24 protein-coding genes and 3 pseudogenes are annotated in these 24,232 nt (G+C 68.9%); 8 read left to right on the plus strand and 19 right to left on the minus strand.

The genetic code is table 11. From position 1 onward, the window contains the following. Window positions 1–4: 4 nt before the first annotated feature. Both MSPGM_RS00400 and MSPGM_RS00405 read right to left on the minus strand, forming a co-directional pair. Window positions 5–1,188, minus strand: a protein-coding gene (locus MSPGM_RS00400) for an IS3-like element ISMex5 family transposase (protein ID WP_209688052.1) whose coding sequence is annotated in 2 segments (ribosomal slippage) — window positions 5–924 and window positions 924–1,188 — 1,185 coding nt in all. Because the reading frame shifts where the segments join, the coding sequence is not laid out codon by codon here. A 67-nt stretch (window positions 1,189–1,255) separates the two neighbouring features. Next, window positions 1,256–1,819, minus strand: a pseudogene (locus MSPGM_RS00405) (IS110 family transposase); the annotation flags it as partial. 63 nt (window positions 1,820–1,882) lie between these two features. On the opposite strand from MSPGM_RS00405, the pseudogene MSPGM_RS00410 reads away from it, so the two are divergent. Together MSPGM_RS00410 and MSPGM_RS00415 are read left to right on the plus strand one after the other, a co-directional pair. Continuing rightward, window positions 1,883–2,344: pseudogene (locus MSPGM_RS00410) on the plus strand (IS5 family transposase); the annotation flags it as partial. Window positions 2,345–2,372: 28 nt separating this feature from the next. After that, window positions 2,373–2,816 (plus strand): annotated as a pseudogene (locus MSPGM_RS00415) (integrase core domain-containing protein); the annotation flags it as partial. Window positions 2,817–3,149: 333 nt separating this feature from the next. Here the strand turns inward: MSPGM_RS00415 and MSPGM_RS00420 are convergent. Then, window positions 3,150–4,226: a catalase family protein gene (locus tag MSPGM_RS00420; RefSeq protein WP_261926065.1), complete on the minus strand. Its 1,077-nt coding sequence runs from the start codon at window positions 4,224–4,226 to the stop codon at window positions 3,150–3,152. A gap of 281 nt (window positions 4,227–4,507) precedes the next feature. On the opposite strand from MSPGM_RS00420, the gene MSPGM_RS00425 reads away from it, so the two are divergent. Genes MSPGM_RS00425 through MSPGM_RS00435 form a run of 3 tightly spaced genes read left to right on the plus strand, consistent with a single transcriptional unit; the run spans window position 4,508 to window position 7,021 of the window. Then, window positions 4,508–5,590 (plus strand): catalase family protein, encoded by a 1,083-nt coding sequence (locus tag MSPGM_RS00425; protein ID WP_253394472.1) that lies wholly within the window; start codon window positions 4,508–4,510, stop codon window positions 5,588–5,590. A 38-nt stretch (window positions 5,591–5,628) separates the two neighbouring features. Continuing rightward, a complete protein-coding gene (locus tag MSPGM_RS00430) occupies window positions 5,629–6,198 on the plus strand; it encodes a type 1 glutamine amidotransferase domain-containing protein (RefSeq protein WP_253394474.1) in 570 nt (189 codons plus the stop codon). 58 nt (window positions 6,199–6,256) lie between these two features. Then, window positions 6,257–7,021 (plus strand): SDR family NAD(P)-dependent oxidoreductase, encoded by a 765-nt coding sequence (locus MSPGM_RS00435; RefSeq protein WP_261926066.1) that lies wholly within the window; start codon window positions 6,257–6,259, stop codon window positions 7,019–7,021. Between the two features lie 61 nt (window positions 7,022–7,082). Here MSPGM_RS00435 and MSPGM_RS00440 read toward each other — a convergent pair whose 3' ends face one another. Both MSPGM_RS00440 and MSPGM_RS00445 read right to left on the minus strand, forming a co-directional pair. Next, window positions 7,083–7,412, minus strand: a complete 330-nt coding sequence (locus MSPGM_RS00440; RefSeq protein WP_261926067.1) for a cyclic nucleotide-binding domain-containing protein — start codon at window positions 7,410–7,412, stop codon at window positions 7,083–7,085. A 922-nt stretch (window positions 7,413–8,334) separates the two neighbouring features. Beyond that, window positions 8,335–8,970, minus strand: coding sequence for a TetR/AcrR family transcriptional regulator (locus MSPGM_RS00445; RefSeq protein ID WP_261926068.1), 636 nt, complete (start codon window positions 8,968–8,970; stop codon window positions 8,335–8,337). Between the two features lie 134 nt (window positions 8,971–9,104). Here MSPGM_RS00445 and MSPGM_RS00450 point away from each other — a divergent pair, with 134 nt between their 5' ends. From MSPGM_RS00450 to MSPGM_RS00460, 3 genes are all read left to right on the plus strand, one after another. Continuing rightward, on the plus strand, window positions 9,105–9,350 hold the full coding sequence (locus MSPGM_RS00450) for a GCG_CRPN prefix-to-repeats domain-containing protein (protein WP_410007720.1): 246 nt from the start codon (window positions 9,105–9,107) through the stop codon (window positions 9,348–9,350). A 114-nt stretch (window positions 9,351–9,464) separates the two neighbouring features. Further along, complete coding sequence (locus MSPGM_RS00455; RefSeq protein ID WP_261926069.1) at window positions 9,465–10,127, plus strand: DsbA family protein; 663 nt, start codon at window positions 9,465–9,467, stop codon at window positions 10,125–10,127. 734 nt (window positions 10,128–10,861) lie between these two features. Further along, entirely contained in the window at window positions 10,862–11,740 is an 879-nt protein-coding gene (locus MSPGM_RS00460) for an alpha/beta hydrolase family protein (RefSeq protein WP_261926070.1), read from the plus strand. A gap of 75 nt (window positions 11,741–11,815) precedes the next feature. Here the strand turns inward: MSPGM_RS00460 and MSPGM_RS00465 are convergent, their stop codons facing one another. From MSPGM_RS00465 to MSPGM_RS00530, 14 genes are all read right to left on the minus strand, one after another. Continuing rightward, a complete protein-coding gene (locus tag MSPGM_RS00465; protein WP_261926071.1) occupies window positions 11,816–12,832 on the minus strand; it encodes a DUF1254 domain-containing protein in 1,017 nt (338 codons plus the stop codon). A gap of 2 nt (window positions 12,833–12,834) precedes the next feature. Further along, on the minus strand, window positions 12,835–14,256 hold the full coding sequence (locus MSPGM_RS00470; protein ID WP_261926072.1) for a DUF1254 domain-containing protein: 1,422 nt from the start codon (window positions 14,254–14,256) through the stop codon (window positions 12,835–12,837). A gap of 20 nt (window positions 14,257–14,276) precedes the next feature. After that, the gene (locus MSPGM_RS00475; protein WP_261926073.1) at window positions 14,277–15,212 is read right to left on the minus strand and encodes an HlyD family secretion protein; all 936 of its coding nucleotides are present in this window, start codon (window positions 15,210–15,212) and stop codon (window positions 14,277–14,279) included. Beyond that, on the minus strand, window positions 15,209–15,448 hold the full coding sequence (locus MSPGM_RS00480) for a DUF3302 domain-containing protein (RefSeq protein ID WP_261926074.1): 240 nt from the start codon (window positions 15,446–15,448) through the stop codon (window positions 15,209–15,211). The genes MSPGM_RS00475 and MSPGM_RS00480 overlap by 4 nt, the downstream gene beginning before the upstream one ends. Window positions 15,449–15,459: 11 nt before the next feature. After that, on the minus strand, window positions 15,460–16,251 hold the full coding sequence (locus MSPGM_RS00485; RefSeq protein ID WP_410007721.1) for a DUF4344 domain-containing metallopeptidase: 792 nt from the start codon (window positions 16,249–16,251) through the stop codon (window positions 15,460–15,462). A gap of 38 nt (window positions 16,252–16,289) precedes the next feature. Next, on the minus strand, window positions 16,290–16,703 hold the full coding sequence (locus MSPGM_RS00490) for a hypothetical protein (protein ID WP_261926076.1): 414 nt from the start codon (window positions 16,701–16,703) through the stop codon (window positions 16,290–16,292). Beyond that, complete coding sequence (locus MSPGM_RS00495; RefSeq protein ID WP_261926077.1) at window positions 16,700–17,929, minus strand: BatD family protein; 1,230 nt, start codon at window positions 17,927–17,929, stop codon at window positions 16,700–16,702. The genes MSPGM_RS00490 and MSPGM_RS00495 overlap by 4 nt, the downstream gene beginning before the upstream one ends. A gap of 76 nt (window positions 17,930–18,005) precedes the next feature. Continuing rightward, window positions 18,006–18,701, minus strand: coding sequence for a tetratricopeptide repeat protein (locus MSPGM_RS00500; RefSeq protein WP_261926078.1), 696 nt, complete (start codon window positions 18,699–18,701; stop codon window positions 18,006–18,008). Between the two features lie 11 nt (window positions 18,702–18,712). Continuing rightward, on the minus strand, window positions 18,713–19,636 hold the full coding sequence (locus MSPGM_RS00505) for a VWA domain-containing protein (protein ID WP_261926079.1): 924 nt from the start codon (window positions 19,634–19,636) through the stop codon (window positions 18,713–18,715). Beyond that, window positions 19,636–20,646: a VWA domain-containing protein gene (locus tag MSPGM_RS00510; RefSeq protein ID WP_261926080.1), complete on the minus strand. Its 1,011-nt coding sequence runs from the start codon at window positions 20,644–20,646 to the stop codon at window positions 19,636–19,638. The genes MSPGM_RS00505 and MSPGM_RS00510 overlap by 1 nt, the downstream gene beginning before the upstream one ends. Continuing rightward, window positions 20,640–21,146, minus strand: a complete 507-nt coding sequence (locus tag MSPGM_RS00515) for a DUF4381 domain-containing protein (protein ID WP_261926081.1) — start codon at window positions 21,144–21,146, stop codon at window positions 20,640–20,642. Before MSPGM_RS00515 ends, MSPGM_RS00510 begins: the two co-directional genes overlap by 7 nt. After that, entirely contained in the window at window positions 21,143–22,144 is a 1,002-nt protein-coding gene (locus MSPGM_RS00520; protein ID WP_261926082.1) for a DUF58 domain-containing protein, read from the minus strand. The genes MSPGM_RS00515 and MSPGM_RS00520 overlap by 4 nt, the downstream gene beginning before the upstream one ends. 18 nt (window positions 22,145–22,162) lie before the next feature. Further along, window positions 22,163–23,182, minus strand: coding sequence for an AAA family ATPase (locus tag MSPGM_RS00525; protein ID WP_261926083.1), 1,020 nt, complete (start codon window positions 23,180–23,182; stop codon window positions 22,163–22,165). Between the two features lie 3 nt (window positions 23,183–23,185). After that, the gene (locus tag MSPGM_RS00530; protein ID WP_410007702.1) at window positions 23,186–24,226 is read right to left on the minus strand and encodes an HAD family hydrolase; all 1,041 of its coding nucleotides are present in this window, start codon (window positions 24,224–24,226) and stop codon (window positions 23,186–23,188) included. Between the last annotated feature and the right edge of the window lie 6 nt (window positions 24,227–24,232).

Raw genomic sequence — 24,232 nt, forward strand, 5'->3', positions numbered from 1 at the left:
TAAGTTAGTGCAGGGTCGGCCTTTGCTCCACGGGTCGCTTGGCCGGCGGAGCCGACCGAGTGAGCGCAGCCGGCCAAGCGGTGAAGGCCGGCACGAACACCTCCGGGGCCGGTGGTCGGTAGCCGAGCGAGGCGTGCGGGCGCACGCTGTTGTAGTGTAGACGCCAACTCTCGATCACGATCTGCGCCTCCTTGAGCGTGTAGAAGATCTCACCGTTCAAAAGCTCGTCCCGTAGTCGTGCGTTGAAGCTCTCGACGTAACCGTTCTCCCATGGCGAGCCGGGTGCGATGTAGGCTGTTCTGGCGCCGACACCGGTGATCCAGGCCTGCACGGACTTGGCGATGAACTCCGGACCGTTGTCCGAGCGGATATGGCTGGGCACGCCGCGCAGGATGAACAGGTCGGACAGCACGTCGATCACGTCCGCCGCCTTCAGCTTGCGTGCGACGCGGATCGCTAGGCACTCCCGCGTGAACTCATCGACCACGTTCAGCATCCGGAACTTGCGGCCCTCGTGCGTGCGGGCTTCGACAAAGTCGTAGGACCAGACGTGATCGCGACGCTCCGCCCGCAATCGCAGGCAGGAACCATCCCCGTCCCAGATGCGGCCGCGCTTGGGCTGCCGAGACGGGACCTTCAGCCCCTCGCGCCGCCAGATCCGTTCGACCCGCTTGTCGTTGACGAACCAGCCCGCCGCCTTCAGCAATGCACCGATCTTCCGGTAGCCGTAGCGCCCGTACTGGCGAGCCAGTTCCACGAGGTCGGCTGTCAGCGCGGCCTCATCCTCTCTTCCCCGCGGCACCTTGCGCTGCGTCGAGCGATGCTGCCCGAGCGCCCGACAGGCGCGGCGCTCGGAGACGTCTAGGACGTTCATGACATGCGCGATGCAGGCGCGTCGGCGCGCGGGGCTGGTCAGTTTCCCCGAGCGGCCTCCTGCAGGATCAGCTTGTCGAGGGTGAGATCCGCAATCGCCTTGCGCAGCCGCTGGTTCTCAACCTCCAGGTCCTTCATCCGTCGAACCTGATCGCTCTTCAGGCCGCCGTACTCCTTGCGCCAGCGGTAGTAGGTCACTTCCGTCACGCCGATGGCCCGGATCGCCTCCGCCACGCTCTGGCCCTGCGAGACCAGAACATCCACCTGCCGCAGCTTGGCGACCACGTCTTCCGGCTTGTGCCGCTTCGTTCCCATCTGTCCGTCCTCATCTGGCTCAAAAGCCATACCTCAGGGCGGACCACTTCAGTGGGGGCGGATCATGCCAGCGTTCGCGCACCTCGGCCATGAGGGTGCGCATGCGCGGTGTGAGCGACGCGCCCGCGTCTGTGTCCAGCAACGCGGCCAGGCAAGCGGTGAGCTTGGCGCGCCCCTGCGCCACGACGTGGCCACGCTCCAGCAGGACGGAACGGATCTGGTTGGTCAGCGCCGTGCGCTCGCCCACGAGCTGGTCGCGGACCCGGTGCAGGGTCTGCACGTCGAGCTGCGCCTCGGACTTGAGTGCCACGAAGCGCATCGTCGGGCGTGTGGCCGCCTCGGCGATGGCCTCGGCGTCGCGGTCGTCGTTCTTCTGCGCCTTGACGTAGGGGCGCACGTACTCCGGCGACATCAGCCGGACGGTGTGGCCTTGCTCGGCCAGGGCGCGGCCCATGTGATGGGCGCCGCAGCAGGCCTCCATCGCAACGACACACCCCGGCAGCTTCGCGCCGAAGGCGATCACCCCCTCGCGCCGCATGCGTCGGCGCAGCACGACCCGCCCCGCCGCGTCCAGCCCGACGAGGCTGCAGCTGTTCTTGCCCAGGTCGATCCCAAGAACCGCAATCGTCATCGTCCCGCTCCCTTCCTCATCTCGGCTACCCTGCAAGCCTAGCAGCGCAGTCCGGTGAGGGGCGGGCCATCCATAAAGGGGGGATCTGCGGCCGAGCGAGATGCTCGTGAAGCACTTGGCCGCTCTCGTGGCGGCTATGGCACCAAGGCTTGCGTGATCGCCGACGGGAGAGGCCGCGCCGTCACCTTCCGCATCGCTCCGGGGCAGGCCCACGAACTGCCTTACGCCATCCCGCTCCTCGACCGGTTGCCCGGCGTGCCCAAGTGGGTCGTGGGCGACCGCGGCTATTCCAGCCACGGCTTCCGCGAGCACATCTGGACCACCGGTGCACGCCCCGCGATCCCGACCAAGCGCAACGAGGAGCAACTCGCTTGTCCGGATTGGGTCTACAACAACCGCAACATCGTCGAGCGGCTATGGGCGCGCCTCAAGGAGTGGCGCGCCGTCGCCACACGCTACGAGAAGACCGCCGTCAGCTTCGCCGGTGTCCTCTGCCTCGCCGCAACGCTCGATTGGCTCAAGTGACAACAGGCCCTAGGCCAACCGCTACACCGCTTCAGACTTCCTCCGGGATTTGGTCGCGTTCGTGCCGTACAAGATCCACACGGTGCTGACCGACAACGGGGTGCAGTTCTGCCATGCCCCGCTCAACCGCTCAGGCCCTACTGCCCTCTACAGCCGGCACATGTTCGATCGCGTTTGCCACGAGCACGGCATCGAGCATCGCCTGACCAAACCCAACCATCCGTGGACCAACGGTCAGGTCGAGCGGATGAACCGCACCATCAAGGACGCCACGGTCAAACGCTACCACTACGAGACCTACGAACAGCTCCGGGCGCATCTGCAGCTGTTCGTCGACGCCTAAAACCATGCCCGTCGGCTGAAGACCCTGCGCGGCCTCACGCCCTACGAGCATGTCCTTCAGGTCTGGACCAAACAGCCCGAACGCTTCAGGCTCGATCCGTCACACCACATCCCGGGACCATACACCTAGAAGCGGACACCTCTAGACCACGTCATGCACGAGTCGGCCGGGTTCGTAGCCGAACGCGGTGCCAGCTGCGGCCTGAACTCTGCGCTGGGCCGACCTGCAAAGTCATGGCCCAATGGAAAGTGGCTTGGAGGCACCGCTGCTCTTTCCGCACGAGCCGGGGTGCGGTTTGCTTTCGGCATAATCCAATCCTAATTTCTCACTCCGGAAGGGATATCTCGCGATAGTACTAGGGGTGCCGGGAGGACTTTTACGACGTCCGCTTCCCACGTCGAAGCGGACGACGAAGGCCGCGGATGGGAGGGACAGCTATGGGTCAGGAGTGTGCGGTCATGCTCAACGCCCCATGGTAGGCTCGTGGATCGGGCAGCCGTTGAACTTCTGCCGGAACTCCGCTGAATGCCTGTAGGGGGCATTGCGCGCCCGGTTGATGTTGCCGAGCGGACGGTGGGCGGCGAGGCCGGTCCAAACCGCGAACCGCATGCGCTCGTTCACTGCGTCGACGCGCTCGACGTCCCAACTGTCCTGCGGTCGCACGGTGATGGTGGCAACCCGCTGAAACGGCGCCTCCTCCTCGTCCCACTGCACCGTCGGGTCCTCGACCGGCTGACGCTCCAGGTCGCGGCATAGCTGAACCCGGAACTCCCAGATCCCCTCGATGCCGGCCATCTCCGACTGCACGGTCTCGCGGATCGCGTCAGGGCGGCCGGAGGCGTCGATCTCGGTGCCGGTTAGCGCCTTGAGAGCGGGGGACACGGGCGCCACCGAGAACTTCGCAATGTGGTCGCCGTAGCGGAACGGGGTGACGCTGTAGTAAGTCTCGCCGAGCGGGTCGACGTTCGGCGCGCCACCGAGCGAGCCCAGCGTCGGGCTCTCGATGCCGACCGCCGTGAGCGCCTTGTTGACCCCACGCAGCACGGTGGAGGCGGCGACCTTCACGCCCTCGATGCGGTCGGTGGTCTTGGCCAGCAGCTTGAGGCTGCCTAGTAATTTCTCAGTGTTCGGCGCCTGGAAAACCGAGCCGTTGACCATGACGAAATCCTGTGTCGTTCCCTCCGCGTCCGGCAGGCGCTCGCCGGACACGTCCAGGACCTTCATGGCGAGGCCGCGCGGCAGGGAGACGGCATCGGGCAGAATGTCGCCGGCATTGGTCGACATCCGCAGGTAGACCTTGTGCTCGCCCGCCGTCGCGAACAGCCCTTGCGCAAGTTCAGGAGGCAGCCCCGCGTCGATGCGCAGTACGCCTTCCAGGATGCCGTGTGACTTGGCGTGGACCGAGCGCACCGCATGGCCGGAATCGTTCGCGACGGTCTCCAGAATTGTGTCGAAGGTCGCGTTGAGCTGCTCGATGGTCCGATCCTCGTCGGGCATCACATCCTCGACGTCGGCGCTGTAGCGGACAGGTGCTTGCAAGGTTCGTCGTCCTTCGTCGTCCTTCGTCGTTCATCTCGGGACAGAACATGCCCGACGGATCGGCGTTCCGGATTGCGCGCCGCTCAATTGTCCGTGAACGACCCGTTGGGAACGTCCGAGCCGGCTGGCGTTTGTCAGGGCGACGGTCCGCCTGGACCCCCATTCCCGACCGTGTGGCCTCATGCCTTGAACGGTGCCGCTTCTGAGAGGCGCGCATTCGATGAAGCTCGGCAGCCTCTCTGCCCCTGGCCCGAGGTCGAGGCGGAAAGTGAAGGACGAGCATGACCTACCTGCGTTTCGCGCCCGACATCGAGCAGCCCGCCCCGAACGAGCAGGAGACCATTGACGGCATCATCCAGGGTATGACCCAGCAGTCGCAGACGGTGGAGAAGCGCGAGCACCATGCCGTGCGCGCTAGCCACGCCAAGAGCTCGGCCTGCGTCACGGGCGAGTTGACGGTTGCCGCCGGCCTGCCGCCGGAACTGGCCCAGGGCCTGTTCGCGACCCCGGGTACGCACAAGGTGGCCGTACGTTTCGCCCAGGGTCCCGGCGAGACCCTCGGCGACCGGGTGTCCACCCACCGGGGCATGTCGATCAAGGTGTTCGGCGTGCCCGGCGAGAAGCTTCCCGGGCACGATGTGGAGACCCAGGACTTCGTGCTCGCCACCGGCACGACCTTCCCGTCGGGCACGGCGGCAGGCTTCCTGCGGGACGGCACGGTGATCGGCAAGTCGACCGGAATGCCGGAGGGCTTAAAGAGCGCCGTCTCGGCCGGCGCCCGCACGCTCAACAAGGTGCTCCACGCCTTCGGCACGGAGAGTGCCATGGCCGACTTCTTCGGCCATCCCTACAGCCACCCACTGGCGGACAGCTACTTCAGCCAGGCGCCGATGCGGTTCGGCGACTACGTGGCCAAGCTCGGCGCGGTGCCCGCGACGCAGGCGCAGCGGGACCTCGCCGAATGGCACCTCGACCCGCACGGGGACGAGGACGGCTTCCGGCACGCTGCGATCGCGTTCTTCCGGGACGACGACGTGGTGTTCGAGCTCAAGGCGCAGCTCTGGGCCGATGCCGAGCGCCAGCCTATTGAGGATTCCTCGGTCGACTGGCCGGTCTCGATCAGCCCGTACCGCACGGTGGCGACGATCTGCCTGCCTCGGCAGGACGCCTACTCCCCCGAGCGGGTGCGTTACTTCGACGAGGTGATGACCTTCCGCCCGGCGCACAGCCTCGCGGCGCACCGGCCGCTGGGGTCGATCATGCGGGCGCGCCTGCAGGTCTACCAAGCGCTGAGCGACTTCCGTCACCGGGAAAACGGCGTGACCGCCGAGAACACCGCCTCGCCCGAGAGCATCCCAGCCTGAGGCCCACCCTTACCCACTGTCATGCAGAGGAACGATCCATGACCCTTCAGGGAAAAACCATCGCCATCCTGATTGCCCCCCGTGGGACGGAGGAGCCGGAATTTACGAAGCCTCGCGAGGCGCTGCTTGCAGCCGGCGCGACCGTCACGGTGGTCGGGCTTGAGGCAGGAGAGGCCGAGACCGTCAACAATGACCTCGACCCCGCCGGGAAGTACCCGGTCGACAAGGCCATCGACGGCGTGTCCGCCTCCGACTTCGACGGGCTCGTCATCCCCGGCGGCAGCGTCGGTGCCGACAAGCTCCGCGGCAGCGAGGCCGTGGTCAGGTTCGTGCGGGACTTCTTCGAGCAGGCCAAGCCGGTCGGCGTCATCTGCCACGGGCCCTGGACGCTGGTGGAGGCCGACGTCGTGAAGGGACGCAAACTCACCTCATTCCCGACCGTGAAGACCGACATCCGCAACGCCGGCGGGGAATGGGTCGATGCGGAGGTGGTGGTCGACAAGGGCCTCGTCACCAGCCGTAACCCGAAGGACCTGCCGGCCTTCTGCGCCAAGATCGTCGAGGAGTTCGCCGAAGGGCGTCATCCGGACCAGGCCCGCAGCGCTTGAGACCGCCCTTCGTCAAGGCGTCGGGCGGGTTGCCCGGCGCACAGCCCCAGGAATCGCGATGTCACGTTTCTCGAACAAGGTCGTCCTGGTCACGGGTGCCGCGTCCGGCATCGGCGAGGCCGCCGCACGCCGCTTCGGCGAGGAGGGGGCGAGGCTCGTCCTCGCCGACATTAACGGCGAGGGACTGGAGCGGGTCGCCGCCGAAATCGGGGTCGACAGGACGCTTACACAGGTCGCCGACCTCTCGAACGCCGACCGGTGCCGGGAGGTCGTCACGGCGGCAATCGAGCGCTTCGGCCGCCTCGACGTCCTCGTGAACAATGCCGGGAAGGATCACCTGGGACGTGTCGACGAGGGCGACATCGGGGATTTCTCGACGATCATCGAGACCGACCTGTACGGCGTCTTCTACATGACGCGCTTCGCCCTGCCGCACCTGCGCGAGAGCGGCGGGTGCATCGTCAACCTTTCGTCCGTCTCCGGGCTCGGCGGCGACTGGAACCACAGCTTCTACTGCGCCGCCAAGGGTGCGGTGACGAACTTCACCCGCGCGGTGGCGATGGACGAGGCGGCCCACGGGGTCCGGGTGAACGCGGTCAACCCGACGCTGGTCTACACGCCGTTCACCGCCGGCATGCAGGACCAGCCAGACCTCGTGGCCAAGTTCAACGAGCGCATCCCGATGGGTCGGGGCGCCCAGCCGGACGACATCAGCGGGGTCATCGCCTTCCTGGCGAGCGAGGACGCGCGCTTCGTCACCGGGGTGAACCTGCCGGTGGACGGCGGCCTCTCGGCCTCCAACGGCCAGCCGAAACTCAGCTAGATGAGAGCCCCGGCACCGGTCGGCACCGCGTCCTGTCACCCTTGGTGAACCTCGTCTCCGTTCAAGAAGCCTTAACTGGGCCAGCGACCTGCACGACCGCCTGCCCGAAGGCCGGCAGGTAGCCCTGGCTGACCGCGCTGCCAATGGCTCCCTCGCGACCGACGGTGGCGGTCTCGACCGACTTGCCGTCCCGGAGCGGCACCACAAGCGTCATAACGCAACCCTGGGCCGGGAAGGTGACGTGGCTGACGTCGTCGCCGGCCCGGAACAGCACGTCGCCCCGCCCGACCTCGCGCCGTTCGGCGTATGGCGCCAGGAGCGCGCGGTCGGCGCCGTCGAGGGCTTCGAGCAGCAAGTTGCCGTCAAGGGAGCGCAGGGGGGATCTGGTCACGGGGGTATCGTCGGTCGGCGGCAATCGGGTTGTCCAGTAACGGATTTCCCGGCGCAAAGATGTCCGTTACCTGACAACTTACCGTGATGCTGTGCCCGGCAAGTCAAATTCTCTTGGCGACGCGGTCCGGCGGCCGAGAACGGAGGAGCTGGCGGTTCGCCCTCTCCATCGGGTGTGTTCTGCGGGTGGGTGCCAACCATCGCCCGTGACCGAGCTTCCCGCAGCGCCTGCGGACTGCCGTAGTCGCGACAAGTCGTAGTCGGCGGCCCGGTCTAGGTCATGTCCGGGCGGCGGAAGGTGACGAAGGAAGACATGCCCCAGAACGGCCTGTTCTTCGCCAGGCGGCACCCACTGGACGACATCGTGAAGGCGCTCAAAGGCATCGTCGCGCAAGTCATGGAGTAGACTTCCGGCTCGACGAGGGCGGGTCCGCCGCATCGCCAGGGCCGCCAGACTGTCGGCGAACTCTTCCCGGCCAAAAGCCACGAGCCTCAGCACCGAAGCCCGAGCTTGTCGAACAACGCTACCAAGGCCCCGCACAGCTTTCAGCAGCAGAAACGTCGAAGGGCCGTCATCGAGATAGCAGCCCTCTGTTGCAGAAGATTGATGCAGTGCGGAACTTTGGCGCCTGAAGGCAGAACAGTAGCTTGGCTGCCATCAACAGCTACGCGTGGCCACGGTCAGCACCGCCAAGCTGGTGATGTTGGTGAACTTGATCGCAGGGTTCACGGCACGCGCTGCATCCACCCTACTAGCGGTGCCGGGAGGACTTTTACGACGTCCGCTTCCCACCTGTGGAACCTCAGAAGGTCCGCATTCAGGCTGCTCAATGAAACAGGGGATGCTGCCGGGTTGGGTGGATCGCCGACCGGGAGTTCCAAGGCCACGAACGCGAAAGGCTGCAGCGTGGCGGTTAGATTGCCTATTCCGCGGCACGAGCCCTGGTCAGCAAGACCACCAAGACGTGATCGACGAGGTTGATCAGACGCTCTCGCGGGACCGATGCACCAGATGGTCCGGCGTGATGGGCCAGGAGCGCAACGGCCGTGTCGCTCAAGGCGTCGAGTTCCACCTCCGACAAGGACGCATGTCCGGCGTCGGCCGCGCGCCGGGCGAGCGTGTCCAGTTCGGCCCGAACGGATAGGCCGAAGCGATTTGAAAGGGTTTGATAGAGATCGGGATGTGACCGCGCCATCTCCATCGTCGCCGTGACGATCTCGGGGCGGTCGTCGCAATTGCCGGCCTGCTCCATCAACGCGAGAAGATCGTCGCGCAGAGACGTGCCGGGATAGCGCGGCGTCGCCATGGGGCTCAGCGTGGCGACGGCGTCGGCCACGAGATCCGCCTTCGCGGTCCAACGCCGATACAAGGTCGCCTTCGACACTCCCGCACGCGCCGCGACATCGGTCATGGTCAGGCCGTGGTACCCATTCTCGCCGAGTAGTTCGAGCGCTGCGCCGATGATCAGGTCGTCGCGGGTTTTGTCTTGAGCGCGCCCGCGCTCGGCCGGCGGCAGGCGGCGCTGATGTCGTTGAGCCTGATCGTTCATGGCCGTCATATACGTCCATCAATGCGAAAATCAATCGTATCGAAACTCTTGCGTTTCGTATTTTGCAGACCCATCCTTGGGCTGGCACGGACCTGATGCCCTGCACGTCATAGCTCACCCAAGGCTTTTCATGTCGAACCCCGATATCCATCCCATTCTCGTCGCCGGTGCCACCGGCAAGCAGGGCGGTTCTGGTCCAGGACGCCGTCTCGACCGGAGCGGACGGTGCCCGGATCATCCAGGTCTACGGCGGCTGCGGTCCCTACGGCCACCGGGGACCCTACGGCGGGTGCCGGACCGGCGGGCAATGGGGTGCCTACGTCCGCGGCCGCTCGTGCCCGGCGGGCTTTCACATCGGGCCTTATGGCCGCCGCTGCTGGCCGAACTGAGCCTTTCGACACTCATCCAGGCGATGCGTCCGGCCTCGGCCGGGCGCCCGGCCACGACGATGGTCGAGCGACGGTGGACCTACGGCTACCCTTGAAAGCGAGAGGCTTCGCAGAATGAGTTTCGGACGCATCCCTCCGGTCCGGCCCACGCGAAGGAACGTCCTTTCGGGGGCTGCGGCCGGGCTGGCCACGACGGTAGCCTCCAGGGCGGCATTCGCGGCATCCGTCGCCGACCCGTCCCAGGCGGGACCGCTGGGCGATGTCTGGATCGGGTCCCCGCAGGCGCGGGTGAGGTTGATCGAGTATGCCGCCGTGACCTGCCCGCACTGCGCAAGGTTCCATGCGGAGACATGGCCCGTCATCAAGGCCCGCTGGATCGACGCCGGGCAGGTGCGCTTCGCGCTGCGCGGGTACCCGTTGACCCCCCTCGACACCGCGGGCTTCATGCTCGCGCGGGCGGACGGGCAGCGCAACTACTACGCCGTCACGGACCTGCTGTTCGAGCGGCAGGCCGCGTGGGCATTCGCGGCCAAGCCGCTTGACGCCATGCGCGACCTCATGCGGCAGGCCGGCTTCGGTGCCGAGCGGTTCGACGCCACCCTGCGAGACCAGGCCCTCTACGACGGTGTGAGAATCGTTCACGAGCGGGCGACGTCGGACCTGGGCGTGCACAGCACCCCGACGCTCTTCGTCGGCGATGACAGGCTCGAAGGGGCCCTGGGTGCCGACGCGCTGTCGGAACGCTTAGGGCGTGAGCTGGGGCGGCGTCCCGGCTGACGCGAACGCTGCAGTCGGAAGCCGGGTGGCACGGTCACGGGCGTACCCGCTACCCCTCTGTCGAACCCCCTGCAACTTGCGCCACGCGCGGCTACGCGTCGTCGGTGCCCCGAGCTCGCGTTCAATATCTGCGACTTCTCATCCAAGGGGCTCGACATCCCAACGAAGCCGGTCTTGGCGCCGGTCGGGAAGCGGGCTTTGCATCCGGATGGGGCACTGGTCGTCAATGTGCCCGAACCTGCTGACGTCATGGCCGCCGCTTTTGGGGCCGCTTTAAACCCCCGAGCGGACATTCGCATCGGCGGGGCGGAAGGTCTGCAATGGGTCAGGAGTTAGCATGCCGCTAGTTCTGCTGTGCGCCATCAGCGGACCTTAGTTTGAAACCACTGGAATGGCCGCTTGGAGCCCGACAGCAGCCGTTGAGATGGAATGGTTGGGCTGGCGGCCACAACGTCCTGCCGTTGTGTGGCATTAAATCACCCTCGGTCGGAGGACGCGGGCCATGGATCGATCGGGATCGCCGGCAACCGCCCCACGGTCGCGCTGGCAGGTCCGACCTTCGAACCGTTCGCGGCTACCGTGCCCGACGGAAGCGAGGAGGGGGCCTCGATCCCCAATCTGCGCGAGCCGAGCGGGGACTGGGTAGGTCGCGGCTCGGGTCAGGCGGTCCGGGTGCCGGTCTGCTAGGATGAGAGCCGACGCGACCTGCCGAAGCGTGCCGGCGGCCGGCTGACATGAAGCGATGCGCTGGCCTCGTACTGGCGACGGCGCTGGCTATCCGGCAGGCCTCTGCCGACCCGGTGGAGCTTGCCACCTTCCGCGACCTGCCGCGGCCGGAGCCGACCCTGCAGGTCGCCTACGGCGAAGCGCCCACGCAGAGCATCGATGTCTTCCTGCCCGACGGCCCGGGCCCCCATCCGGTTGTGGTCCTCATCCATGGCGGCTGCTGGAGCGCCACCACCGCGGGGCGCGAGCAGATGCGTCACCTCGGGCCGGAACTGACGCGGCGCGGCGTCGCCGTGTGGAGCATCGGCTACCGCCGCGCCAACGAGGCCGGAGGCGGCTATCCTGGCACCTACCAAGACGTCGCTTCGGCGCTCGACCGGCTCGCAGAGGACGCGCCTACCCATCGGCTGGACCTCTCGCGTGACGTGCTCGCCAGGCACTCCGCGGGCGGCCAACTCGCGCTGTGGGCGGCTTCGCGCGGCTCGCTTCCCGCCGCGAGTCCCCTGAATGGGTCGCCCCGGTTCGTGCCGCGCGCCGTCATCAGCCTGGGCGGCGTGGGCGACCTCGCGACGTTCGCCCGGCTCGTCCCGGTGCTGTGCGGCCCCGGCATCGTCGAGCGGCTTGCTCCGGACGACAGGCTCGCGGAGGTCTCGCCGGCGGCCCTGACGCCGTCGGCCGGATCGGTCGTCATGGTTAGCGGCGTGCTCGACCGGCTCGTGTCGCCATGGGTCGCCTACGACTATACCCGCGCCCTGCGGGGCAGGGTCGCGACCGCGCCGAGGCTCGTCGACGTCCCGGATGCCGGCCACTTCGACCTAGTCACGCCGTCCGCTCCGGCCTGGCAGCGGGTGCGCAGCTTAATCGAGGAGACGCTGGAAGCCCGGTGAATGGCATCGCCGGACCCTCAAACCCGGTAGCGCAGGGCCCCGACCAGCCCAGCAGTCAAGGGAGCTGCACCGGTGTCAGTTCGCCGGCTGAGCCTCCGGGAAGCTCCACGAACCGCCCAGGACCTCCGCCCGAGGCCGGTAGAGCCGCACCATGTAGTTCCAGCCCGGCATGATCGGCAGGCAGTTCGGATCCTTCCCGTCGCAGCCACCGAACCGGACCTCGACCACGCCATTCGCGTCCTTCCGAGCCGTCACGTTGTTGAGTGAGTAGGCGTCGTACGGGTTTGCTCTGTAGTAGCCTTCGGCGTCGTAGAGGCTGATCGACCAGAAGCCGTCGACCGGAACCTCGCCGACCTTCAGCAGGTAATTCGTCCCTCCATCGTCCTTGGCCGGCACGACGTTGACATAGATGGCGTCGCGCGGCGCGTTCGCGCCCCAGGCCGAGGCTGCGCCGATCAGGTGCTGGATCGGATCGACCTCGTCCTTGGTGCCGAAGGCGCGTCGCGTGTCGCCGACCGTGCTCGCAAGCACGAGCAGGGCGTCGCGTACCTTCTTCTGACTGGTCTGGTCCCAGTTCGGGATCTCGAACGTGCCGGGGCCCGCCGGCTGCGAGACCTTGATCGCATCCTGGAGCGCGTGAACCCTCTTCAGGTCGCCAGGATCGTTCGGGTCGACCAGGGTGCGAACGCCGACGAGCGCGTAGCGCGTGTCTGCCTTGGCCTTGTCGACGACATGCGGACCGGCACCGTACTCGGTCGTCGTGTAGTGATCCTCGGTGATGACCTGCAGCGACATGAACCGCTGCCCCGCCTCCGGAAGCTCGATGGTCACCGGTCCTGCATCGAGGTCGAACACTGCCGTGGAGTACAGCGTGTCGCGGTTGCCGCGGATGACCGATTGGTGAGCGATGGGCATCAACTCCCGGATATGATGGAACTTGGCAAGGCCATCCTCGCGCACCCTGTTGTTGAAGTACATGTGCGTCTCGGCTCGCACGAAATTGTCGGGCGTGACCGGGACGGCGTCCTGCGCAAGCGCGAATGCCGGCACCATCAGGAGGCTAAAGCAGGCAAGGGCTCGTAGGCTTCTCATCGTCATTGACCTCGCTGCTCCGCGACGTGCTCGATGTCCGGCAACCGCCAAGTCTTCTCGAACAGAGGCTTCTGCGGTCCGTAGAAGCGGAAGATGACCTCCCATCGCCCGCCCGCGCGCGTGGGTACCCAGTTCGGTTCCTTGCCTGCGGGAGCCTCCGACCCGAAGAGGATGTCGACCGAGCCGTCGGCATTGGGTTGAAGCCCCTGGCTGTTCGAGCCGCGGCTCGACCATTTCTGGTCGCGTATGAGCCCGTGGGTGTCCCGGTCGTAGACCGTGGCCGACCAGTAGAGCGAGACGGGTGCCTTGGCCGGGACCGTCAGCTTGTAGGTGCTTCCACCGTCGAGAGCTTTGCCATCCTTGTCCCGGATGGTGACGAGGTAGAACTGGCCGGAGCCGAGATGCTTGATGCTAGAGAACGCGAACGAGAAGAACGTGCCGCGGTCGTCCACCGGATAGGTGCCGGGCTTGCTGAAAAGGTTCGACAACCCCTCGCTGAGGTCGTGCGGCACAGGTAGGGCCCACTGCCTGCCCTCATAGAAGGTTGGGGTGAAGAGCGCCTCGTATCGTTGCTCGAGCAAGGCATGGGCTTCGCCGGCCGCCTGCTCCAGGATCTTCCGCGTTTCGGGGCCGGGCTCAAATGGCTTGCCCCGCTCGATTCCGACTGACTTGAGCTGGTCGATCATCGCCTTGTCGCGGTCGAGCCAGGCTTCCCGCTGAACGAAGCGGTCGAGCGCCTCGAAGAAGCGTAGGTCGTAGGGGATGGTGCTGTCGTAAACCGTGCTGGCTGCGTCGACGAAGGTCGTGGCCGGTGGTGCAGTCGCTTGCGACAGCGGGTAGAGCTTGACCTCCCTGGCGTAGGCGACCGCCTTCGCGACGTCCGCCTCGCTTCCGCTCCCGACATTGGAGCGGAGCAGCGCGTAGGCCATGCGCGTGTCGGATGCGAGCCGGATGAAGCCCTCAGGAATGGGTCCGGCATAGCCGGGTGGGAGGATGAGGTACTTGCCGCCCTTACCCTTGTCCACGCCTGCCGGCCCGACATCGTCGAGAGCTGCCTGCCAGGCATCCATGATCGTACCGGTGATCTCGCCCCCGCTGGCGGGCGGGATTTCGAGCACCATCGGGTCGGTTCCCCTCGTGTCGATGAAGGGCATCACGTAGACGGTGCTGGGGTTCGGGGTCAGGGTCTGGTTCTTCCAATCGGGAATGCCGGACCAGTAGACGATCTGGTTCTCCGTCCCGCCGGCCTTCCGCATCGCCTGGAACATGCGATCGAAGTTCACCGCCGGCATGCCCCAGATGACCGCCTCGACCGCGCGCCGCTGGGTCGTGCGCGCCACGAGGTCGGACGGCGAGGTCTCCTGGGCGACGGCCGGACATACCGCCGCGACGAGGCTGAGCAATCCGATGCCGATCCTCTTCATCGCGCTTCCTCCAAGGATGGTCAGAACGGGTTGACGTAGTTGAGGATGGCCGCCTGCCGCAGGACGACCTTGCGGACGACGTGCGCGGCCTGGACGTGCTCGGTGTAGATCGCGACCGTACCCGTGCTGCCGGCCGGGAGGCGGCGCGCCGTCTCGGGATCGTCGAGCGTGAACCGAACCACGAACGGCGCCGAAACCAGCTCGGGCGGCGCCACGGCCAGGCCCCCGGGCTGCGCCTGCCCCGTCGCGATGGCCTGCAGGACCGACTGCACGCGTCCGGTATGGATCATGCCGGGATAGGCCTTGAAGGTGATCTCGACGGGCTGCCCGGGCTCGATGTAGCGCGCGTAGACCTGCGGGATCTCGGCGGCGAACAGAGTGTCGGCTGTGTCGATGAAGGCCATCACCGGCGCCTGGGCGGTGACCCGCGCGCCCTTGCGAAGTGCGAGGTTGGTCACGTAGCCGGCTGCCGGGGCCCGCACGGTCGTCTTGTCGAGGTTCCACTTCGCCCCTTCGAGTTGGGCGCGCAGCTGGTCGGCCTCGGCCTGGCGCTGCTCGACGTCGAAGGCGCGACCAGTCCCGCGGGTCTGCAGCTGGGTCATCTCGGAGAGGCGGGTTTCCGCGAGCTTCAGCTGAGCCGCGATGGCATCGACCTGCGACTTGTAGGGGACAGGATCGATGCGGAAGAGGACGTCGCCGGCCTTCAAAGGCACGTTGGCGGCGACCGGCACGTCGATGACCTCGCCGGCCACCGAGGGCACGATCTGCACCGAGTTGCGGATGACGGCGGCCGGGCCCGAGGGCGCCCCCCAGCCCATCGGGATGAACAGCCCGATTAGGAGGACGATCAGGACGAGCGCCGGCGAGAGCTTCCAGAACAGGTTGAAGGGGATGAACCTGAGCCAGACGAACAGGACGAGGAGCACGATGTAGCTGTTGAGCAGGAAGACGATCATGGCCTCGTCTCCCTGCGCGTGGGGGCGTCGACGTAGGCCCAGGTCAGGATGAGCGGCCAGAACACGAAGCCGCAGATCAGGGTGGCCCAGCTCCCCACGGCGACGGCCTGTGCCCAGGGATGGCCTCGCCTGCGCGCGATGCGGCCGGGCATCGCCCCGAGCGCGACGAAGGCGGCCACGAGCGTCAGGACGGCGACGGCGAGGACGATCCAGGCGAAGATGTCGATGAATGGCATCGGCGGGCACCTCACGGTCGGAAGGCGCGACGCAGCCGCCGGCCGTCGGCGGGGCGCGCACGCAGGTGGGGACCGATAAGCTTGCGGAAGGCGAAGGCGACCTGGTCGTATTCCTCGCCACAGCCCTCGGCACGCTCCTTCGGCAGGTAGCCCTCGGCCGCTACGTAGCCGTAGCGCCGGCGGTCCGAGCCGTAGGCCATGCAGGTCAGGTTGTAGAAGCGCTGCCAGGACAGGCCGTGCACGTCGGCGAAGGCGCCCTTGTCGACGGGCTCCTCCCTGGCCGTCGTCGCGAAGAAGTTGGCGCCCCCGTTCACGACCATGCGTGCGTCCGCGGGCGAGAGGTGGAGCAGGATCAGGGAGGCGACCTGGTCGGCCGCGTCCTCCTCCCTGCCCAGGATGGGCACGCGCAGGAGGTCGAACAGGGCGTGGCTGCTCTCGTGCAGCAGGATCTGGAACAGCGGACCGCGGATGGCGTCGTGGCGGGTGATTCCGGCACGGGAGCGCGTTCTCGGAGCGGCTTGGACGATGCTGTCGAGGAGTTCGTAGCACACCGTGACGCTCCGGTTCTCGGGCGCGTACCAGGCGTTGAGCTCGCCGGCGCATTCCTTGAAGCGGTAGGTCAGCCGGGTCGGCAGGCGAACAAGGCCGACGATGGCCCCGACCCGCTCCAGCACGCGCCTCTCGCGCATGGCATCATGGATTTCGCGATAGGCCGCCTTCCTCGGCGCCTCGTAGACGACCCGGACGCGACCGGCCTCGGGCACGTTCCGTTGCGCCGCCGCGTCGGCGGGTGCCGTGGCCATGGCGACGACCACGGCCATGAGCCAGGCTTGCGCACGCATCAGCGTCGGTCCCCGGCCACGTCCAGCCGCGCCATCGCACGGACTGCGGCCTGGTCCTCCAGGGAGACGATGCGGTCCTTCCGCCGGGTCAGACGGTAGAACGGGAGGGCGATTACCCCGCCGCCCATCAGGTAGCGTACGTCGACGATGGCGAGTTCGTGCATGCCGTCCGGCGAGGTGCGCACGTCCGCGATGCGGCCGATGGCGTGGCCGTCCGCGGTGTAGACCCGCTTTCCCCGCCCCGACCGCCGCAGGCTCTCCGCCAGGATCTGGTAGTAGGCGTTGTCCCAACCGTTGGACGGGGAGGATGGTACTGGGGCCTGCGCGCCTGCGGGGACCGTGCCGGCGAGGGCCAGGAGGACGGCGAGCAGCCCGCTGCCGATCCGCATACCGCGCCGCGACCGTGTCCTCATGGGATCCTCCTTTGCGAGCTCGGGGCGGGATTAAGCGGAGGCAGCCTTGACCGGCGTTCGCGGGCGGGGGCGGCCTCCGCGAGGGCATCCTTCCGCAGCCCCGAGAGCCGCGTGATCAGTCGCCACGCGTCGTCTATCGCCCAGGGCGAGGGAGCGGCACCGAACAGGGCCGCATCGAGAGGCCTGGCCGCCCTGTCGATGTCGGCGTCGGGCATCCGGCTCGGCCCGAGGACATCCTTGAGCCGCGCCCGCCAGCGGCGGAGGGCAGCGTAGGTCGGCCCGGGCTCCGCACGGCGACAAGCGCGCCGGAGGCGGCGAAACTCCGCAGGCTCGGACCGCTGCCAGCGCACGACCCACGTCTGGAGGGCGTCTGCTAGCTGACGCCACACCCCGTGGCCGACCCAGAGGAGCGCGCCGAGCACGACGAGCCCGGCCATATAGACAGGCCAAGGCAGCTGTTCGGAGGGCCGGGAAGTATCCGGACCAGCCTCGGCTGCCGGGACGACCTGCAAGCGCATGCCGGGTGCCCCCTCCGAGCGGAGGGCGGCCGCCTGCAGGTCCCACCAGGGCTGTTCCAGGCTGGGGAGCGTGAACATCCCGGGCTTCTCGAAGACGTAGGTGATGCGGTCGACGCGGCGTCCGATCAGGGTGCCGCGATTGCTGCGGTCGTCCGCGTTGGGCGGGTCGGGGTAGGCCCTCACGCCATCGGGCGTCGAGCCGCGCAGGTCCTGCATCGCGAGGGCGGGCACATCCTCGGCCTCGCGGATGATGGTCCGCCTTAGGGCGGCGCCGACCTTGAACGCTTTGCTCGGCTCCGGATCCCAGCGCTGGTCGAGGGTCAGACGCGACGTGGAGACCACGGGCTGCGTGGCGTCGACGCCGGCAGGCACGGCGACCGCCAGCGTCGCCTCCTGTCCACTTGCGGATCCGGCAACCTCCCGGTGCCGGTCGAGGACGGTCACGTGGGCCGGGGGCACGGTCAGCGCACCCCCGCGTCGCGCGAAGAGGGCGAACTCGGAGCGCTGGCCGACGTAAGGCCGCCCGTTCACCCAGTCGCGGATCGTCGTACCCTGGCTCTCAAACCGGAACACCTGGGCGCCGGGCACCTCGGGCAACGCGACCTGGGGCGGGGCCGGCATGTCGTCCGGGAAGAGGACGTCGACCGTCACCGCGACCCGTTGGCCGATGACCGCCTCGGGCGGCTGCACGCCCTGGCGGACAAGCACGTCCTCGGGGGCTCCCCTTGGGCTGCGACCGATGGGATCGCGAGACCCGCCACGACGGCAAGGAACGCGAGCCTCCTCATCGCCCCGGCTCCGGCGGTGGGCTGACCCCGGTCGGAGTTCGCACCTGGTAGGAGAACTTGGCGCGCAGGAAGTCGGCGGGGCGCGTCCGGACGCGGCGCAGCCACAGCGCCCGGGCCGCCTCGTCGCTCATGGCCGGACCGCCCTCGACCTGCGTGTCCTCTCCCTTCCCGGCATCCTTCTTCGACCGGTCATAGACGACCTCGTCGGGACGGGAATCGGTGTCGTCCGTCACGCCCCCCTGCTGGCGCGTCCGCTCGGCGCGCAGGCGCGCCAGGCTGCGGTTGGCCTCCGCGTCGAGCCAGCCGGGGCGCTGCTCCAGCGCGCGGGAATAGCGCTGGACCGCCTGGTCGTACTGCCCGAGCATGACGAGGGCGTTGCCTTGGTTGTAGGCGGCCTCGGGGGTGTCGAGGCCGCCCAGCACCTGCGCCGCCTGCTTGAAGTCGCCGGCGCGGAACAGGGCGATGCCGCGCCAGAGCGGGTTCGCGAAGGAGGCAGCCGCCGCCTCGTACTCGGCTCGCTCGAACCGCCAGCGGGCCCGCTGGTCCGGTGAGGCGAACAGGTCCGCCGGTCCGGCCCCGAGGGCGACGAGCCCCAGGGCGACTACGGTCAGGCCCGCCACCACTTCGTAGGGATGGACGCGTCCCACGTTGCCGAGGCGGTTGCGGAAGGCTGCGATGCGGTGGGCTGCCATCGGGATACGCCTCAGCTCGCCAGCACCCAGCCACGCCGGAACCAAGCCGCCACGAGGACGGCCAGCAGCGGGCTCAGCCAATAGCCGGCCTCCTGCCACCGTTCGCTGGCCGGATCCCCGGCGGCCGGCCGGGCGACGTCGAGGCGGCGGGCGATCCGCCTGACGTCCGCGTCGTCGACCGAGACCGGCACGAGGGTCGCTCCCAGGGCCGCCGCCGCGCTCCCGAGGGCCCCGGACGCCCGTGCCGGCGGGACCATCGCCAGCAGCGTCACGGGCGAGGCGTCGCCACCACCGGCCGCCCGAAGCTGGTCGTCCTGACCCGGGTCGGCCGAGTCGGCCAGAACGAGGATCGAACCGCCCTGACCGCCGCTCGCGAGGATCCGGGCCGCCAGGGACACGGCCTGCGCGAGACGGTCGCCCTCGACCGGCATCACGTCCGGGGCCAGCGCCTGGGCCATCGACGTGACGACCGCCGGGTCGGGGGTCGGCGGCAGGACGAGGTGGGCGGACCCGCTATAGGCGACAAGGCCAGCGGCCGCGCCTTCGCGCAGCGCGAGGAGGTCCGAGACCTTCTGCCGGGCGCGCTCGGCTCGGCTCGGCGCCACGTCGGTTGCCTGCATGGAAGGCGTCACGCGCAGGACGATCATGACGGGTGGCTGCGTCGCGGCGAACGGCGCTGGCTCGCGCCGCCAGGTCGGTCCGGCAACCGCAACCGCCCCGAGGCACGAGAGCACGGCCAGCAGGGCGGCCGGGGCGACCCGGCCCTGCCGGTCGCCGGCTACGATCAGCAGGGGCAGCAGGTCGGGGGCGATCACCTCTCGCCAGCGCGTCGTCGTGTCGGAGCGTACGCGTGTCAGCCACCACAGCGCCGCGGCCGGGACGAGCAGCAGGAGGGCCCAGGGCCGCAGGAAATGGAAGGTAGCGAGCGCGCCCATCACGCAGTGCCCCTGGATTCCACCGCGCGTGGCGCCCGACGGCGGGATGCCAGCGCGAGGCCGAGGGCTTGGGCGGCCATGCTCAGCAGAAGGGCGAGGCCCAGCGGGATCCAGTAGAGGTCCGTCCGCGGCCGGAACGTGACGGTCTCGATGCGCCGGGTCTCGACGGCGTCGAGGAGGCGGTAGATCCCGGCGAGCGCGTCGCGGTCGAGCGCGCGGTAGAAGCCGCCCCCCGTCACGGTGGCGATGTCCCGCAGCGCCGCCTCGTCGAGCTTCTCCTCCCCAACCGTGGCCGGGTCGCCGATGGCCACGGCGTGGACGACGATCCCCTTGTCCTTGGCGACCCGGGCGGCTTCGGCCGGCGGGACGCGGCTCGCCGTATCGTTCCCGTCCGTCAGGGCGATGATCGTCCGGGCACGCGCGCCGGACCGGTCGAAGAGCGTGATGCCGAGCCCGATGGCGTCGCCGAGGGCTGTCCGTGGTCCTGCCATGCCGACCGCCGTCTCGCGCAGGAGCTCGCGGCAGAGGGCCAGGTCGGTGGTGAACGGAACGAGGGTGAAGGGCGCGTCACCGAAGACCGCTACCCCGACCCGGTCGCCCCGTCGTCGCGCCAGGAAGTCGTCGAGGATCTCCTTCACGGCCGTGAGGCGGTCGGTGGGCCGACCGGCGGCGTCGCGGAAGTCGCGCGCGTCCATGGAGCCCGACAAGTCGACGAGCAGGAGGAGGTCGCGCGTCGGCTGGTCGCGATGGAGCGGCGCCTCGACCCGTTGCGGTCGCGCCAGCGCGACCAGCGTGAGAAGCCAGCAGGCGACGAGGACGCCGCTGCGCCAGGGTGTTCGCCGCGCCACGACGGCTCCCACGCGCGGCACCTCGCCGGTCAGGTGCACGAGCCGCTCGAAGAATGGGACCCGCAGGTCCGGGCGCCGCTCCGCGAGCGGGGGAACGAAGCGGTGCACGAGCCACGGCAGCGGCAGCAGCAGGGCGACCCAGGGGTAGGCGAAGGTCAGCATGGCTCCCGCTCCCCGGACCGCTCGTGACCGGCGACCCAGTTGCGCGCCTCCTGCAGCGCGGCCTTCAGGTCCGGCGTGGAGACCGCCGCGCCGCCCGCGTAGGCCCATCGCGCGATCCACCGGCCGGCCCCGTCGGTGAAGGCGGTGGTGTTGCCGGTCCAGTCGAGGAAGCTCAGCCAGGCCGGCCCGGTCAGCGAAGCCACCTGCGCGCGGGGGAAGGCCGCGAGGGCCGTCCGCTTCAGCACGGTGGCGAGGTCGGCCGTGGCTCCCGCGAGAAGGCCGGCGTCGAGCCGGCGCGCGATGGCGTCGAGCTCCCGTCTCGCCTGGCGGCGATAGGCGTCGGCCCGGTATCGGCGCCAAGCCCGCCAGAGCGCCACCAGGCCCGCCGTGACGAGCCCGGCCCCCAGGATCCACCAGCCCGGCGCAGGCGGCCACCAGGGCGCTGGCGCCGGAAGGGCGAGGTCGCGCAGGTTCTCCAGGCTGGCCGGGTCCGAGATCACCGGGCGGCCCCATCGGTGAGGGAGACGCCCCGTAGCCCGGTGTCTCGCCGCCGGCCCAGCAGCTCGCGGACCTGCTCGGCCACGTCGCGGTCCGTACGGATCGGGAGGACGGGAATCGCGCGCTTGCGCGAGAATGCCTCCAAGCGATCCCGCCGGTCGGCGAAGACTTCGCCGAAGCGCTCCCGCAGCCCCTTCGAGGCGGTGTCGACCTCGATCTCGCGGCCGCCGTCGCTGACCACGACGGGGCCGAGGTCGGGCAAGTCCGCCTCCAGCGGGTCGTGGACGAAGAGGAAGATCACGTCGTTGTGGGCTGTCAGGTTCGTGACGAGCTCTACCGTCTCGGCATCGGATCCGGCCCCGTCGGTGATGAGGCAGACGAGGCCATCGTGGGGGACCATGCGGGCGACCCGGCGCAAACCCTCGTTCAGTTGGCTAGGCGCCCCGGTCCCCTCGGTGCGCGCCGACAGGGCCCGGTTCGCCCGAACGGTCTCGTCGAGGATGCGCCGGATGGCGCGTTCGCGGGCATCGGGCCGGATCGCGACGAGGCCGGCCGGCGTCAGCAGCACCGCACCGACGCGGTCGCCGAGCGAGGCGACCCGCCAGGCCGCCAGGGCGGCCGCCTCCGCGGCGACCACGGACTTCGTCGCGCGCCGGCTGCCGAAGAACATCGTCGGGCGCTGGTCGATCAGGAGGATGACGGGCCGGTCGCGCTCCTCGGTGTAGACCCGCACGTACGGCTTCCCGAGGCGGGCGGTCGCGCCCCAGTCGATCGTGCGGGTGTCGTCGCCCTCGACGTAGCCGCGGAGCTCTTCGAAGCTCAGCCCGCGTCCTCGCAGCCGCGAGGCATGCCGGCCGTAGAGCAGGCTGTGGACGGGTTGACGCGGCAGGAAGCTGAAGCCGGTAGCCCTGTGCTTGAGCCGCATGAGGCCGGCGAGGTCGACATAGGCCCGCGCCCGTTCCGCCATTGTTCCATTCGGGTGCGAGGCGATGTGGGGCATGTCGCTTCTCCCTCCGGCTCAGGCTGGCACGGCGACCTGGGCGACGATCTCGTCGACGATGTCGTCGACCTTCAAGCCGTCGGCGCCGGCCTCGTAGGAGGGGGAAATCCGGTGGCGCAGGCAGTCGTGCGCGACGGCCTGGACATCCTCCGGGGTGACGTAGTCGCGCCCGCGCAGCCAGGCGACGACGCGCGCCGAGCGGTCGAGGGCGAGCGAGCCGCGCGGGCTCGCGCCGAGCGCGATCCAGCGGCGTAAGCGGTCGCCGTACTCCGCCGGGCGCCGGGTCGCGGCGATGAGCGCGACCATGTAGGTCTCGACGGCCTCGACCGTGGTGACCGCTTCGATCTGCCGTCGGGCGGCGAACACGGCGGCTTGGGGGATCTTGGGCGGCGGCGTGGTGGCCGTGCCCGCGGTCTCGGCCCGCACGAGGCGCAGCACCCGTACCTCGTCGGCGTCGCTCGGGTAGCCGATGGTGACGTGCATCAGGAACCGGTCCATCTGCGCCTCGGGCAGCGGATAGGTGCCCTCCTGCTCGATGGGGTTCTGGGTCGCGAGCACCATGAACAGGTCGGGCAGCGGGTAGCGCTTGCCCGAGACCGTGACCTGCCGCTCCTCCATGGCTTCGAGCAGGGCCGACTGGACCTTGGCGGGCGCCCGGTTGATCTCGTCGGCCAGCACGAGGTTGCCGAAGACCGGCCCCTTCCGGAACTCGAAGGTCCCGCCCGTCCCGTCGCTGCGGTAGACCTCGCCGCCGGTCACGTCCGAGGGCAGGAGGTCGGGCGTGAACTGGATGCGGCTGAACGCGCTCTCCAGGTTCCTGGAGAGGCTCTTGATCGCCCGGGTCTTGGCGAGGCCGGGCAGACCTTCGAGCAGGACGTTGCCGTTGGCCAGGAGGGCGATCACAAGCCGCTCGACCACCCGCTCCTGGCCGATGATGTCCTGGTTGACCCGTCCCTGCAGGCCGAGGATGGCCTCCCGCGGGCTCGCCTCGGGCGGCACCGCCTCCGGACGCGTCAACGGCTGGGGCTGCCCTGCCATCGCCTACCTCCGCTCGGCGGCGGGTTCGACCGGAAAGACCGTGCCCCAGTCCCGCCTCATGTCCACGACAATCCAGCCTCGCCGCTCCGCCTCGTCGAGGGCCTTGTCGAGCCGCCCGACATAAGATTGGCGGTCGTAGGCGTACTCGCGCTCGGCGTCGGTGTGATGCACGAGGCCGAGGAGGCGAGGTCCGGTTCCGGCGGCGGTCCACTGCAGCATCTGGTGGTCGCCGTCCGAGTTGCCGAAGGCCAGGATCGGCCGGCGGCCGATGAAGCGGTTGATACCGGACGGCTTGCCCGGACCGTCGTCGATGAACTCGACCTTCGCCTCCTTAACGAGCACCAGTGTACCGTCGGGCCTCGTCTCGAACTTGGTGACGCAGGACGAGCCCACGACCTGCTCGGGAGGGATGCCGTAGGTACGCTCGGCGAAGACGCGCATGAACTCGACGCCCCCGCCGGAGACGATGAAGGTCTTGAATCCGTTGGCGCGCAGGTAGCCGAGCAGGTCCAGCATCGGCTGGTAGACAAGGCTGTCGTAGGATCGCCCGAAGCGGGGATGGTGCGCCGTCCGGAGCCAGTTCTCGACCGCAGCAGCGAACGCGTCGGTGGTCATGCCCGCGTGCGTCGCCGCCACGACCTGTAGAAGGCCCTTCTCACCGATAGCCGCCGCGGCTCGCGGACCGGCTTCGATGACCTCCTTGAACGGAGGCGTGTCACGCCACTCGGGGCGCTCCGGCGCGAGCGCCGCGACTTGGTCGAGGGCGAACGCCACCTGGAAGTAGACCGGGTTCTCCGCCCAGAGGGTACCGTCGTTGTCGAAGGCCGCGATGCGCCGGGCGGCCGGGACGAAGTCCGGCCCGCCCTCGCGCGTGACCCGCGCGACGAAGTCCAGGATCGCCTGCTTCCCCGCGCCCTCGTTCCATGACGGCAGCGGGTCGGCTTGGCCGGCCGTACCGGCCCAGGATACACCCCGCGCCATGACCAGCGTAGCTGCCGCACACAGGACCGTGCGCCGGCGGACGGGGAATGCCTCGGACTGCATGCGGAT

Origin of the sequence: Methylorubrum sp. GM97, from assembly GCF_024347855.1 — a bacterium.
Classification (GTDB): domain Bacteria; phylum Pseudomonadota; class Alphaproteobacteria; order Rhizobiales; family Beijerinckiaceae; genus Methylobacterium; species Methylobacterium extorquens.

Coding starts and splice junctions, on each gene's coding strand:
- MSPGM_RS00425 (WP_253394472.1), top strand. CDS start 4,508: ATGACCTACCTGCGTTTCGCGCCCGACATCGAGCAGCCCGCCCCGAAC.
- MSPGM_RS00430 (WP_253394474.1), top strand. CDS start 5,629: ATGACCCTTCAGGGAAAAACCATCGCCATCCTGATTGCCCCCCGTGGG.
- MSPGM_RS00435 (WP_261926066.1), top strand. CDS start 6,257: ATGTCACGTTTCTCGAACAAGGTCGTCCTGGTCACGGGTGCCGCGTCC.
- MSPGM_RS00445 (WP_261926068.1), bottom strand. CDS start 8,970: ATGACGGCCATGAACGATCAGGCTCAACGACATCAGCGCCGCCTGCCG.
- MSPGM_RS00455 (WP_261926069.1), top strand. CDS start 9,465: ATGAGTTTCGGACGCATCCCTCCGGTCCGGCCCACGCGAAGGAACGTC.
- MSPGM_RS00460 (WP_261926070.1), top strand. CDS start 10,862: ATGAAGCGATGCGCTGGCCTCGTACTGGCGACGGCGCTGGCTATCCGG.
- MSPGM_RS00465 (WP_261926071.1), bottom strand. CDS start 12,832: ATGAGAAGCCTACGAGCCCTTGCCTGCTTTAGCCTCCTGATGGTGCCG.
- MSPGM_RS00470 (WP_261926072.1), bottom strand. CDS start 14,256: ATGAAGAGGATCGGCATCGGATTGCTCAGCCTCGTCGCGGCGGTATGT.
- MSPGM_RS00475 (WP_261926073.1), bottom strand. CDS start 15,212: ATGATCGTCTTCCTGCTCAACAGCTACATCGTGCTCCTCGTCCTGTTC.
- MSPGM_RS00480 (WP_261926074.1), bottom strand. CDS start 15,448: ATGCCATTCATCGACATCTTCGCCTGGATCGTCCTCGCCGTCGCCGTC.
- MSPGM_RS00485 (WP_410007721.1), bottom strand. CDS start 16,251: ATGGCCACGGCACCCGCCGACGCGGCGGCGCAACGGAACGTGCCCGAG.
- MSPGM_RS00490 (WP_261926076.1), bottom strand. CDS start 16,703: ATGAGGACACGGTCGCGGCGCGGTATGCGGATCGGCAGCGGGCTGCTC.
- MSPGM_RS00500 (WP_261926078.1), bottom strand. CDS start 18,701: ATGGCAGCCCACCGCATCGCAGCCTTCCGCAACCGCCTCGGCAACGTG.
- MSPGM_RS00505 (WP_261926079.1), bottom strand. CDS start 19,636: ATGGGCGCGCTCGCTACCTTCCATTTCCTGCGGCCCTGGGCCCTCCTG.
- MSPGM_RS00510 (WP_261926080.1), bottom strand. CDS start 20,646: ATGCTGACCTTCGCCTACCCCTGGGTCGCCCTGCTGCTGCCGCTGCCG.
- MSPGM_RS00520 (WP_261926082.1), bottom strand. CDS start 22,144: ATGCCCCACATCGCCTCGCACCCGAATGGAACAATGGCGGAACGGGCG.
- MSPGM_RS00525 (WP_261926083.1), bottom strand. CDS start 23,182: ATGGCAGGGCAGCCCCAGCCGTTGACGCGTCCGGAGGCGGTGCCGCCC.
- MSPGM_RS00530 (WP_410007702.1), bottom strand. CDS start 24,226: ATGCAGTCCGAGGCATTCCCCGTCCGCCGGCGCACGGTCCTGTGTGCG.